Genomic DNA, 12,719 nt, shown 5'->3' with positions numbered 1-12,719 from the left:
GCGCCGTCCCGTCAGCACTTCTCCCAATGGCCGGGGGAGGTCTGCTTGATCGACGACTTGACGAAGGTGTTCCACAGACCCAGGTTCTGGTTGGAACCGTTGGCGTAGGTGTAGCCGTTGGTGACGTGGGCGCGTCCGGCTGTGGTGTGTGCGCGATTCGTATCGGTGACGCATGCCGGTGCCGGGGTCGTACTTGTCGGCGGGGTGCTCGTCGGCGGCGTGGTCGTCGGCGGCGTGCTCGTCGGCGGGGTGGTCGTGGTGGAGGTCGGCGGCGTGGTCGTGCCGCTGTCCAGCCGCTCGACCATCGCCATGATGGTCTGAAGCTGTTTTCCGCCCTGCCAGGCGTAGTTGGCGTCGCCGCCGTAGCCCCACCAGTTCCAGCAGCCGTTCGGATTGGTGGTGCCGGCGTTGCTGAGCGCAATCGCTTGCGGGTAGAGCACGATGGTGTTGTTGGTATCGGCGTATTCGTTGAGGTAGGAGTACTTCATGAAGGCGTCGCCGAACGATTGATAGCTGTAGCCCTGCTTGCAACCGTGCAACGCGACCGTCAGCCGGCAGGACGCCCCGTCGGAGCAGGACTTGGGTACGTAAGCAAAACCCTTGCCGTCCATGCTGATCGCGCCGGCGTTGCCGCCCGGCGCGTAAGCGTTCTGATCGAACTGGACGAGTTTGCCGCTGAGGTTCGCGGCGGGGCCGCTCACCCGGCCGAACAGCTTGCCCAGCATCTGCCCGACTGGGTCACCGGCGCATTTGTTGATGAACGGCGACCGGGTCGCGGCACAGTCCACCGGCCCGAGCGGGCTCACCCACGCGTGCCCGGCCGGACCGGCCTTGTCATAGCTGACGTCCGCGCCGAACAGCCCGTAATAGCTTGCGAGGTCATCGTTCACGGCCTGCACGACGGTGTTGTCATTGGTGCCGTGGTACAGGTACACGGGGTCGCCGGCCAGGTTCGCCACGGCGTCGACCTTGCCCGTGTTCGCCAGTCGACGCGTCTCGTCCGCCAACTCGGTGGGGGACTTGCGTCTCCCGTTCTGCATACAACTGTTCTGGGCGGTCACGGCATAGTCGAAATCCTGTGCGCACCGGTACGGACCGGCGGAGAAGACACCGGCGCCCGCGAAGACATCGGAGTAGGCGACGTGCAACTGGGTCGCCATGTACCCGCCGGAAGAGATCCCGACGACGTAGGCGGCGCTGATGTCATAGCCGCGCAAGTCCTGCGGTGTCGGGCTGGGCACGGCGGCGGTCACCACCGCCGTGGTGGCCGCCGTGACGGTGGCGAAGGCCAGAGCGGCCAGGGCGGTTCGGATCTTCATATTCGGCTCCTCGTCGTTGGGGATGGATTCGGCAGACTCAGCCGCCCAGATCACACGTGTCGACCGGTGCTCCGGAGGCAGGACGCGACAGCGTCGCGCTCGGCGGCGGCAATCTTTGTGTCGTGGTCCAGGATTCGAGCGCAGTGAAGGCGCTGCGAAAACAAGGCAGCAGCGGCCGGAGCAGATCGGGAAACGAGTCGTACAACCCGTCCACATGGTTGCCGCCCTCGACCCGGTAGTAACGGTGCAGCGGATCGCTCCCGTGCGCCCGGACCATCGAGGCATAGACATCGGAGTCCTCGCCGATCGGCAGCAACGCGTCCAAGGTGCCGTGCACGGTGAGCAACGGACGTTGCAGACGCCCGGTCAGCGCCACCCGCCGCACCGCCGCCCGAACCGACTCGGGACGAGCGGCGTAGTCGTAGTCGGACTCGGCGGCCGAGTAGGCCGGATCGAACTCGGCACGGTAGATCCGCTGGGTCGAACTCCAATAGGTTTTGTCGTGGTAGTCCCACAGTGGCGCTGACTCAGCCGGAAATCCCGCCGCCACAATGTCTTCCGGCGCGTTCGGATATTTGCCGAGCACCGGTGGCAAGAACCTCAGTAGATTCGCCTCATCGCTCCACAGCGTGCCCGCCCACTCGACACCACCGTCGTAGAGCCAAGGCATCTGCTCCAGTTGCCAGCGCACCAGATAGCCGCCGTTGGACAGGCCCGCCGCGATGGTGCGCTCGGCCGGTCGTCCGTATCGCCGCAGCACCGCGGCCTGCGTCGCGATCGTCAATTGCGTCAGCCGCTGATGCCATTCGACGATGGCGTCACCGGGCGCAACCCCGTCCTGATGGAAATCACTGCCGCTATTGCCCTTATCCGTCGCGGCGTACGCATAGCCCTGCGACAGCACCCAATCGGAGATGGTGAAGTCGTTTGCGTACTGGCGCCGGTTGCCGGGCGTTCCGGCCACCACCAGACCGCCGTTCCAATGTTCGGGCAACCGAATCACGAACTGGCTGTCGTGGTTCCAGCCATGGTGGGTGTTGAAGGCGGAACTGTCGGGAAAGTAGCCGTCGATCTGGATGCCGGGCACCCCGGACGGATTCGTCGCGCTTGCGGACTGCAGACCGACCCAGTCCGCGGGCACGGTATGCCCGGACGCCACCGTGCCCGCGGTGGTCAGGTCGGCCAGACATGCCGAGATCTGCTGCTGCGCGCCGACAACGAGGGGCGCGGTGCAACCCGCCGACCGGATATCCGCGGCCATCACATCGACGGCTCCCACCAGGACAACCGCGACGCTCACGGTGGCGGCGTGCGTGACCAGACGCGAAACCAGCGGCATTAGGCTCCTCCTCGAGCGGAATGCCTGAATTCTGTGCGCCGGGATCGGCAGGTAACCAGATACGCCGGAGCCACTCTTGAACTCGGTTTTGTGGTGTGGGGCGCCACTGTTTCAGCAGCCCCGTGACATATGTGGGCGCGTCGAATGCATACGACCGGAAATATGTGGCCCGAACACATCGCAACCGCGATCGAATCGATCTATTGTCCCAGCACAGCCCGATCCGGGCAGAGGTGTACGTCTCGGATACACACGGATGGACTCCGTGACCCGAACCCGTCGCGGCCGCCCATGGATCGGCCCGGAGTTCGGCACAGCTCGATGCATGGAGGCGATATGGCGCAGTGGGCTACCGATCGCCGATGACCACCACGACAATGCCATGGGAGATCTTTCTCGCGCTGCTCGAGCGGGAGGCACCCGCCGTCGAGTTCGAAGCGCCGTTGCTGGAAGCGCGCGCGGCCGGAGCCTGCGCGGCGACGCTGGCCGAGCTGGAGGCCGCCAAACTCGCCGCGCTACGCGTGCGGGCGCTGCTCGAGCGGCGCGCGCGTCGCGAGGCGGAACTGACCGCTTTGTTCGACACGGCAAGCGATCTGGCGGGATTGCGCGAGGTGGACGCGGTGCTGTGTGCGATCGTGCACCGCGCACGGCGGCTGCTGCACGCCGACATCGCCTACATGACCCTGCCCGATCCCGACCGCGGCGACACCTACATGCGCGTCACCGACGGTTCGGCCGCACGGGCCTTTCGCGAGTGCCGGCTGCCGATGGGCGCGGGCCTCGGCGGGCTCGTCGCCCAGACCGGGATGCCCTACTGCTCCGCCGATTACTTCGCCGACCAACGCTTCCGCCACACCGCCGAGATCGACGCCGCGGTGGCCGAGGAAGGCATCGTCGCCATTCTGGGTGTCCCGATGAAGCTCGGCGACCAGGTGATCGGCGTACTGTTCGCCTCGCACCGCAGCGCTCGGCCCTATGCCCCTGAAGAGATCGCGCTGCTTGGCTCGCTGGCAGCGCACGCCACCGTCGCCCTCGATTCGGCCCGCCTGCTCACCAAAACGCGCACCGCCCTGGCCGAACTCAGCGCCGCCAACGCCGCGATGCACGCCCACTACACCACTGTCGAGCGCGCGGCCCAGGCCCATGATCGAATGACCGATCTCGTCGTCCGCGGTGGCGGGGTCACTGATATCGCGACGGTCGCCCGGGACATTCTGGGCGGGGCACTACTCGTCTTCGACTCCGACGGCTGCCGCATCGCGGATATCGACCCCGAGTCCGGCGGCCGCGACCAACTCGACGACGCCACCCTGCTGGGCGAAATCGTGCAAACCGCAGGCCGACTCGGCAGGACCGCGCGCCTGCGTGACCTGTGGGCCGCTCCCGCCGGCGCGGGCGCCGAACCGCTGTGCACGCTGGTGCTGCAGCATTCCGGCGAGCTCTCCCTGGCCGACCAGCGCATCCTCGAACGGGCGGCATTGATCACCGCGCTGCTACTGCTGTTCCGGCGTAGCATCGCCGAGGCGGAAAGCCGGGTGCGCGGTGAACTGCTCGACGATCTGCTCGGCGGCCGGGTCACCGATCATGCCGCCCTGAAAAGCCGTGCCGCCCTGCTGGGCATCGATCTCGAACAACCCTACGTCCTGTTGGTCGTCGACCACGGCGGCCGCCCGCGCGCCGCTACTTGGACGACCGGTCACGTCACGATGCACCAGGGACTGGCGGCCAACCGGGGCGAGCACACCGTGCTGATGCTGCCCGGGACCGATCCCGGGGCCATTGCCAGACAGTTCGCCACCGAACTCAGCACCGCCACCGGAACTTCCGCGACCATCGCCGCAACCGGGCCGGTCGATCTTCCGGCGGGGGTTCCCGACGCGCACGGCGAGGCGCAACGGTGCATCCACGCCCTGCACGCCCTCGGCCGCTCCGGTGCGGCGGCCAGCACCGACGATCTGGGCTTCGTCGGCCTGCTGATCAGCACGAAAGGTGACGTGCTCGCCTTCTTGACCGCCACCCTGGGGCCCGTCATCGACTACGACCGCCGCCGCGGCGCCTCGCTGATCCGCACCCTGGAAGCGTATTTCGGCAGCGGGTGCAGTCCCAGCAACAGCGCCAAACGGTTGCACATCCATGTCAATACCGTCACTCAGCGGCTGGAGCGAATCACCAGCTTGCTCGGCGACGACTGGCAGGGCCCCGACCGCGCTCTGGAAATCCAATTGGCCCTGCGCCTGCACCGCCTCCGCGAATCCGCGGTCTTCACCGGCGACGGTGACGTCGGTATCCGATGAGGTGCTGCCACCAGGACGGACTGCTGTCAGGGGTGAAGGACGACCTTGATTGCTCCGGAGGCTCGGTCGCTGGCGACGCGGAAGGCCTCTGCGGCGTCGTCGAGGGGGAATCGATGGGTGATCAAGGTCTGCGCGATCTCGGGGTTGTCCGCGAGCAGCGCCGCGGCCTTTTCCATGTCGCGGATGCCGTCGTGTCGGCTGTAGGCGACGGAGTGGATGTAGGTGAGTTCGTTGACCAGGCTGACGATGCCGGGGATGGGAACGGTGTGCTGATAGACGCCCAGCAGCACGATGCGACCGCCGGGTCGGGCCAACTCGGCGCATCGGGCGAGACCGGCCTCGGTGCCCGCGGCGTCGATCACCACGTCGTAAACGCCTTGCGCCGGACCGGCTTCCAACCGTTCCGCCGCGATCCGTTGATGCTTGTGGCGCACCTCGACATCGACATCGAAGCCGCGCTGCCGGGCCGCGGCGGCGGCGAGCAGCCCGATGCTGCCGCCGCCGACGACTGCCACTCGCTCGCCGGGCTCCAGTGCCGCGCTGCGGACACCGTGCCAGGCCACTGACGCGGGCTCCACGAGACAGGCGTCGCGTACGTCCAGGCCGGACGGGAGTCGGACGAGCATGTTCTCGGGGACTGTCACGGCATCGCACATGCCGCCGTCCCGGAATATGCCGAGCGTGCCATGTTCCGGGGCGTTGCATCGCTGGATATGACCGGCGCGGCATTGGTCGCACGCTCCGCAGTAAACCGTGGGTTCGACGGCGTAGCACCGGCCGTCGGCGGTGGTGCCGGCGAACTCGTGGCCGTAGGTGTAGCCCTGAACGCCACCGGCCGCGAAGTTCACGTCGGTTCCGCAGATGCCCGCGGCGGCGATGGTGAGGCGGACCCCGGGACCGTTCGGGTCGTCGGCCTCGGCCACGACGATGCCTTGATCGGTGTTTCGTACGGCGCGCATGAGTGCTTCCTTCCGACTGCCGCTATGCGAACGGCGTTAGCTTAGACTAAGCGAGAGGTGTTCGCATAGCGGCTATTCTTGTTCGGTGCGCGAACCGACGACGACAGCCGGGGCGGGCGAGAACCCGCGGCAGAGCCAGGCGGAACCGAGGCCGGGCACGGCTGCCTGGTGGCTTGCTCGGGAAAGGGAGCCTGCGCGTCCGCGGCGGCGCAGATCTCTCACCCTCGAGGCCATCCTCGACGCGTCCATGGTCCTGCTCGATACCCGCGGGGCCGCCGCGCTGACGATGCGCAACCTCGCCGAGGCGCTCGGCTGCACGCAGGCGTCGCTCTACCGCCACGTGCGCAACCGCGAGGAGTTGGTAACCCTGCTGGTCGACCGGGCGGTCAGCGTGGCGAGCTCGGCTCCGCCCGACAACGCGGACTGGGCCGAGAAGGCGGCTTGGTCGTCTCGCCTGTTCCGTGCGCACCTGCGTCGGCACCCCGGCGTGGCCTCGCTCCTTCGCGGGACCGAGCGGCTCGGTCCCAACTCGCTGGCGGGGGTGGAGTATGCCCTCGAACTGTTCATCGGAGCCGGTCTCAGTCCCCGGCTCGCGTCCGCCGCCGCATCGTCGCTGGCCACCTTCGTCATCGGCTCAGTGCATTTCAATCTCGGCCTGGACGCCTCGGATCCCGAGGAGAACCGGCACCGGCGGCTGCTGTACCGCTCGCGAGACGCCACGGCTTTTCCGCTGCTCGTCCAGCACGCCGATACCCTCGCGGAGGTCGGTAGCGACGACGAGTTCGAAGTCGGCCTCAACGCGTTGTTGACCGGATTCCGCGCTCTGATCGAGAACGCAGACGTCACACCCGATTAGTCGTCCACCGACGTTCCGAAACCTGATCCAATGCGCGTGAAGCTCGTCGCGTCCAGCGCCAGAACTGGGACAGTGTGCATGGCGTGAAACTACCCCAGCGGCGGATCCGCGCCATGACGGTGAATATGCCGGTCAGGGTGGGGGAGGTAACGAAAGTGATGGTCGCACTGGCCAATTCGCATTGGCGATTTTCCGTGGGTAACTGGCAGAAATGCCACTGGGACGCGGCCTGGTGGGGAGATACCTTCGTGACCGACACACCCCTGAGCCGTCCTGAGGAGTCGCCCGGTCATGAATTCCGCCGTCGTCAATGTTGTTGCGCCGTTGTTGATCGGCGCGGTATACGCCCTGCTGATGTCGCTGATCCGGGAACCACATCGGCGCACTTTCAACGCGATCATGGTCGCCGGAGCCGGAGCCGCGTATCTCAGCGGCGGCGGGCTCGGCGCCTGGGAGTACCTGTTCGCCGCCGCCATCACCTACTGCGCATTCCGTGGCCTGAATTCATGGACGTTCATCGGAATCGCTTGGCTGCTGCACACTGCGTCCGACGTGTTGCATCACCTCAAAGGCCATCCGATCGTCCCCTTCGCGCACAATTCCTCGCTCGGCTGCGCGATCTGCGACCCCGTGATCGCGCTCTGGTGCCTACGCGGCGGCCCCGACCTACTCGCTTTCATCCGTCGCCGCTCGTCCGACCAGCACAGCGAGCTCGCCAACTAGCCGTCGACGCCTGGTGCCGCACAACAAAATTCGTGTGTGCGGAACGATTTCATATTTACGGAGCCCCGCCAAAACCTGTTGGCGACCACGGCGACCCACTGCTAGTTTTCTGGAGACCGTGCGAGAGAACGAGGAGGTGGTACCCGTGAACGCAGTATCGACATGGGTGCTCCTCTCTGGGGTCACGGTCGGGCGATAGGTCGTCCGGGAGCGCCGTTCAAGAGCACTCCCGAAAGGCACGACCATGCAATTCACTTCTGAACAGCGCCTCGACGACGGCGTCCTCGAACGCGAATTCACCCTCGGCGAGATCCCTGGCATCCTGTGGACGCCCGCCGCATCCGCATCCGCATCGGCGCCGCTGATCCTGGTCGGCCACCCCGGCGGACTGCACAGGATGTACCCCCGACTGGTGGCTCGCGCCCAGCATGCCGCGGCGGAGGGCTTCGCCGCGGCCACCATCGAGCTTCCCTGGGCCGGTGACCGGCCCCGTTCGGCCCACGCCGAGCAGGCCCGCGCCGACCTGCGCCGAGCGATCGAGGCCGGTGAGCCGGTCGCCGACGAGATCGTCGACCGGCTCGTCAGCCCGCTGGTCGACAAGGCGGTCCCGGAATGGCGGGCCGCCATGGACGCCCTACTTTCGCTGCCCGAGATCGATGGTCCGGTCGGGTACTCGGGCGGGGTGATTGCCATCGGCATCCGGCTGGCGGTGGTCGAGCCGCGCATCTCGGCGGCCCTTCTCTTCGCCGGGAGTTTCGTGCCCCGCAGCATGTTCGAGGAGGCCCGCCAGGTCACCATTCCGCTGCATGTCCTGCTGCAGTGGGACGACGAAGGAAATGACCGGCAGCTGGCCCTGGACCTGTTCGACGCCTTCGGCTCCAAAGAGAAGACGCTGCACGCCAATATGGGCGGGCACACCGGCGTCCCGGAGTTCGAGGCGGACGCCGCGAACCGGTTCTTCACCCGGCACCTGAAGTGAGACCGGCCCGTCAGGCCAGCCGATAGGACCTGTCGGCCAGGATGCCGCTCATCGAGGACAGGTCTCGGCCCTCCTCGACAACGGTAACCAGCAGATGCACGACCACCCCGATCGCGGCGGTACCGGCCATCGGCGGTACCGCCCGGTCGGAGGCGTGTCTGCGGTCGGAATATTCAGGCCGGCTGGCAGAGGAGTCCGTCAGCGGGTGGCGTCAGTTCGGTGAGGTAGTTGAGTACGGGGGCGTCGACGCAGGTCGAACCGCTGAGTAGGAAGACGCCATGTTGTGTTCCACGGTAAGTGATCAATGGGCTGTTCAGTTGGTGGGCGAGTTTCTGGTTGCCGTCGTAGGGGGCGGCCGGGTCGCCGGTGGCGGCGACGACAACCATCGGGGGTAACCCGGACACCGAGAACGTGTGTGGTGTGCCAGTGGGTGGGGTCGGCCAGAAGGCGCATTTGTCGAGCGGGGCTTGGCCCTTGAAGTTTCCGTCGTTGAGGAAAGGTGCGGCGGCAAACATCCGCTCCTGTCGGGCCGCTGCCGCGGCACGGTCGGTAGTTCGGGGGTCGTCCAGGCAGAAGACGGCAGTCTGCACGGTCGTGTCCACGATGCCGGGCACGGTCTCGGCGGCATCGAGCAGGATGTCGCCGCGTCCGGATCGCAGCTGCTGGAGGCCGGACGTGATCGTCGACCACCCGGCTGGGTTGTAGAGCGCGGCGACAATCGCGGTCACGGCGCCGCTATAGGTCAGCGTCCGGGTACCGACCGGGATCGGTTGCCCGATCAGGGGATTCAGCAGTCTCTGCAGTACGTGTGAAGCTCGACTCGGGTCGGCCTCGACCGGGCAGTCGACGTTTTCGGCACAGTCTCGCGCGTATGTGTCGAAAGCCTGCTGCAGGCTGGCATAGAACTTCACCAGGTCGGCCACTGGACCGTCCAGCGGTACTCCGCTGTCGAGGACCATGGCGCGGACATTGCGCGGGAACGCTTCGGCGTAGGTAGATCCGAGCCGGGCCCCGTAGGAGTATCCGAGATAGGTCAGCTTCTCCTCGCCCAGCACGGCGCGGATGACGTCGAGATCACGGGCGACCTCGCGGGTGCCCACGTGGCCGAGCAATTCGGTGCCCGATCGTTCGACACATTTGTCGACGTAGTCACGGTTGTTTCGTTCCACCGTCTCGACTCCGCTTGGTGACCAATCGGTTTGGTAATCGTCTGGGCGGAGTGTCGCGGTCTCCGACAGGGTCAGACATTCGATCTTGGGCGTTGAGGCACCTGATCCGCGCAGGTCGAAACCCACGACATCGAACCGCTCACCGAGCGCCGTCTTGCCAAGTGTGTCGGCCTTATCCAGTCCCGATGCACCCGGACCGCCGGGATTGACCACGATCGAACCGACCCGGTCGCCCCGCGCGCGGAGCCGTGAGATCGCGACCTTGCCCGTAGTCCCGTTCGGCTTGTCGTAGTCGATCGGCACCAACACTTTGGCGCACTCGACCTCCGGTCCCAGCTTGTCACCACCGGCGAATCCCGAACACGAGCCCCAGATGATGCGCTGGGTATAGAACTCGGCGAGCTCGCGCGTGCTATCCGCGCTGCCACATCCGACGCCTCCGACCAAAACAACCGCCACCAACGCGAGAGCCCCGGCCAATTTGGGTTTCCCCTCGAGACACATTCGTGCCGTCCGACAACTTCCCGTTGAGGAGCGATGGGCATCTCGCGCAGCCTGGCGGCGGAGCGGATCCTCCGGTGTGCCCCTCAGCCGCGCCTCGGTGAATTGCGCTGCGGCAGAACGACTGTCGGTTGGTCCGAGATGCGTTGTGTCAGAAGCCATGACCACTGACGATAGAATCCGCCAAGGAACGGAACGAGCGGGCGCACACCCGCATTTCATGTAGTGCTGGCACCACCCGAACAGCAGTACTGTGCCCGGCGGTCCTATCCCGCGGAACGACACGGCGCCTGCAAATCCTCGGCCCCGCAACTGGATTGGGAGCGCCGCAGCGTGACCCGTCAACCCGCCTACGACACCGCCAACGTTGCGGCGCACTACCCAACCCAACCGTGCGCGAACCTGCTTTCGCCTGGCCCACCACGCCGAAGGCTCGTTTTCATGATCGTGAGTGGCGCAATCATCGAAAAATTACGTGCTTGGGGAACAGGCCACATGCAGTTGTCGATGCGCCCAACGGTCCGAACGAGCAGACCGTTGGGAATGTAAGGCTGCCGGTGGAGAGTTCGGGTGTTGCGCCGACTGGTCGCCGTTGGCACCATTGCATCGGTATGTCGTTGGATTTTGATATTGCCTATGACAGCCTCAAGGGTTTGTCCGTTGGCGATGCGCTGGGTGCTCAGTTCTTTGTGCCCGGCAGTTCCGTATCTGAGCTTCTTGCCGGGCGGCCACCGGCGCCACCGTGGCCATGGACCGATGACACCGAGATGGCCTGTTCGGTGTACTCGGAAATTCGCCGCCGCGGGCGGGTCGACCGCGACGCACTCGCGGCCGCGTTCGCGGATCGCTGCGAACCCTATCGTGGCTACGGCGGCGGCACAGTCGTTGTGCTGCACCAGATTCGCGACGGGTGTCCGTGGGTCGAAGCGGCAACTGCTGCATTCGGCGGTTGTGGCTCGTGGGGAAATGGAGCTGCGATGCGGGTCGCTCCGCTCGGGGCGTACTTCGCCGCAGACCTTGATCGCGCGGCGGCGCAGGCCGCGCTGTCGGCTGAGGTCACCCATCAGCATCCGGAAGCGATCGTGGGTGCCATGGCGGTGGCCGTAGCGGCTGGCCACGCTGCGGCGACTCGTGGAAAAGGCTGTGCGCCAATTGAATTGTTGGATGCGGTGGAGCCGTATCTGGTCGATGGCCGGACCGCGGAGGGTGTTCGTCGAGCCAGGAAGCTACTGGGTCGATCGGTAGCCCAAGCGGCTTACGAGCTCGGCAACGGCGCACAGGTCAGCGCTCAAGACACGGTGCCGTTCACCCTGTGGGCGGCCGCTACCTTTCTCGGTGACTATCCGGCCGCCGTCACCGCGTGCGTCGAGGCCGGTGGGGACGTGGACACCACGGCTGCGATCGTCGGTGGAATCGTGGCCGCACACACCGGGGTCGAAAGTACAGGGGAGACACGCGGGATCCCGCAACAGTGGTTGGCGGCACGCGAACCCTTGCCCTCGTGGGCGACAGACTGACGCACACATCAGTGACCGGACGATCATGGCGGGAGCAGGTGTCAGCCCGAGATAGCCACCATCGACCACCATGAGCTCGCCCGACGGACACGTGATCTCGCCGAGCGCAACAAGATTCGCCACGACCGCGCGGTGTAGGGGAAGACATTGAGGCGAGAAAGTCGACTGCCGTAACCGGGTGCCGCCGGTCCACAGGGGCATCGCACCACGGCCCAGTCGCGACCTCAGCGGAAGTGGTGGCCCGCATCGAGCAGCCGCCAAATGACGGCTTGCACCGGCACTACTCAGTGGAGCTTCCTTTCCGAACGGCTCGAACAGCTCCATGAAGGAGGCAGATGACCATGGACATTTCAAAGCTCACCTCGAAGGTGATCGGCGATATGGGAGACAAGCGGCGGTGGTGGAAGTACAAGGCGCGCAAGGAGCAACTGCCCCAGGGCTATCGCACAGCGGTCGATGCGCTCGAGCGGTACCTGATGATCCTCGGGCCTGGGGGCAGCGCCGCGATCTTCGAGGATCTCATCGATCTGTTCGAGCAGAGCGCGGCGGACGGAACCCCGATCGGTGAGATCGTCGGGGACGACCCGGTGGAGTTCATCGAGACGTTCGCACGCAACTACCAAGAGGACTCGTGGAAAAGCCGCGAACGCAAACGGTTGACCGACGCCATCGAGCGCGCCGCCGGAGAAGGCGGTTAGGACCCTGCGATGACGAACCAAGCTCCGGCGATCCGCATGCAAGGCCCGGAAAAGTTCTGTGAGACAACGGATGCCGCCGGAGATGGGTTCACGATCGGCCAGGCGGCAGCATTCGCCGGAATTGCGGTGACGACGGTCCGGCACTACCACCGCCACGGACTGATCGACGAACCAGAACGTGACAGCTGCGGTTGTCGGCGGTACCGATCGGCCGAGTTGCTGCGGCTGGTGCAGGTCCGGACGCTGGCCGGGGCGGGCGTGCCGCTGGCCGAAATCGGGGATCTGCTCGACTATCTCGCACAAATCGAGGACATCCTCGACTCTCGGTAGGACTTGTGCGGAGTGAGCCCGATTGTGCCGATCCC

General features: G+C 66.1%; 11 protein-coding genes. 7 read left to right on the top strand and 4 right to left on the bottom strand.

The window, feature by feature from the left end; all coding sequences use genetic code 11:
- Window positions 1-11: 11 nt before the first annotated feature.
- Window positions 12-1,319 carry an extracellular catalytic domain type 2 short-chain-length polyhydroxyalkanoate depolymerase gene (locus KV110_RS24035; RefSeq protein WP_218469542.1) on the bottom strand — a complete coding sequence of 436 codons (1,308 nt, stop codon included), beginning with the start codon at window positions 1,317-1,319 and terminating at the stop codon, window positions 12-14.
- A gap of 37 nt (window positions 1,320-1,356) precedes the next feature.
- The gene (locus tag KV110_RS24030; protein ID WP_218469541.1) at window positions 1,357-2,658 is read right to left on the bottom strand and encodes a 3-hydroxybutyrate oligomer hydrolase family protein; all 1,302 of its coding nucleotides are present in this window, start codon (window positions 2,656-2,658) and stop codon (window positions 1,357-1,359) included.
- A gap of 362 nt (window positions 2,659-3,020) precedes the next feature.
- On the opposite strand from KV110_RS24030, the gene KV110_RS24025 reads away from it, so the two are divergent.
- Complete coding sequence (locus KV110_RS24025) at window positions 3,021-4,952, top strand: helix-turn-helix domain-containing protein (protein ID WP_218469540.1); 1,932 nt, start codon at window positions 3,021-3,023, stop codon at window positions 4,950-4,952.
- A 26-nt stretch (window positions 4,953-4,978) separates the two neighbouring features.
- Here the strand turns inward: KV110_RS24025 and KV110_RS24020 are convergent, their stop codons facing one another.
- A complete protein-coding gene (locus KV110_RS24020; protein ID WP_218469539.1) occupies window positions 4,979-5,911 on the bottom strand; it encodes a zinc-dependent alcohol dehydrogenase in 933 nt (310 codons plus the stop codon).
- Between the two features lie 85 nt (window positions 5,912-5,996).
- Here KV110_RS24020 and KV110_RS24015 point away from each other — a divergent pair, with 85 nt between their 5' ends.
- From KV110_RS24015 to KV110_RS24005, 3 genes are all read left to right on the top strand, one after another.
- Entirely contained in the window at window positions 5,997-6,767 is a 771-nt protein-coding gene (locus tag KV110_RS24015) for a TetR/AcrR family transcriptional regulator (RefSeq protein WP_218469538.1), read from the top strand.
- Window positions 6,768-7,058: 291 nt separating this feature from the next.
- Complete coding sequence (locus tag KV110_RS24010) at window positions 7,059-7,490, top strand: DUF6010 family protein (protein WP_218469537.1); 432 nt, start codon at window positions 7,059-7,061, stop codon at window positions 7,488-7,490.
- Window positions 7,491-7,734: 244 nt separating this feature from the next.
- Complete coding sequence (locus tag KV110_RS24005; RefSeq protein WP_218469536.1) at window positions 7,735-8,469, top strand: alpha/beta hydrolase; 735 nt, start codon at window positions 7,735-7,737, stop codon at window positions 8,467-8,469.
- Window positions 8,470-8,642: 173 nt separating this feature from the next.
- Here KV110_RS24005 and KV110_RS24000 read toward each other — a convergent pair whose 3' ends face one another.
- Window positions 8,643-10,097: an alpha/beta hydrolase gene (locus KV110_RS24000; protein ID WP_246633941.1), complete on the bottom strand. Its 1,455-nt coding sequence runs from the start codon at window positions 10,095-10,097 to the stop codon at window positions 8,643-8,645.
- Window positions 10,098-10,531: 434 nt separating this feature from the next.
- Here KV110_RS24000 and KV110_RS23995 point away from each other — a divergent pair, with 434 nt between their 5' ends.
- The 3 genes from KV110_RS23995 to KV110_RS23985 all read left to right on the top strand — a co-directional run bounded on the left by KV110_RS23995 (window position 10,532) and on the right by KV110_RS23985 (window position 12,684).
- Window positions 10,532-11,656, top strand: coding sequence for an ADP-ribosylglycohydrolase family protein (locus KV110_RS23995; RefSeq protein ID WP_246633940.1), 1,125 nt, complete (start codon window positions 10,532-10,534; stop codon window positions 11,654-11,656).
- Between the two features lie 341 nt (window positions 11,657-11,997).
- A complete protein-coding gene (locus tag KV110_RS23990) occupies window positions 11,998-12,354 on the top strand; it encodes a DUF1048 domain-containing protein (RefSeq protein WP_343224109.1) in 357 nt (118 codons plus the stop codon).
- Window positions 12,355-12,363: 9 nt separating this feature from the next.
- Entirely contained in the window at window positions 12,364-12,684 is a 321-nt protein-coding gene (locus KV110_RS23985; protein ID WP_246633939.1) for a MerR family transcriptional regulator, read from the top strand.
- The last annotated feature ends 35 nt before the right edge of the window (window positions 12,685-12,719 follow it).

It is taken from the genome of Nocardia iowensis, assembly GCF_019222765.1.
Lineage (GTDB): Bacteria > Actinomycetota > Actinomycetes > Mycobacteriales > Mycobacteriaceae > Nocardia > Nocardia iowensis.
The sequence above is the reverse complement of the archived record's forward strand: the minus strand, read 5'-3'. Positions and strand labels throughout refer to the sequence as shown.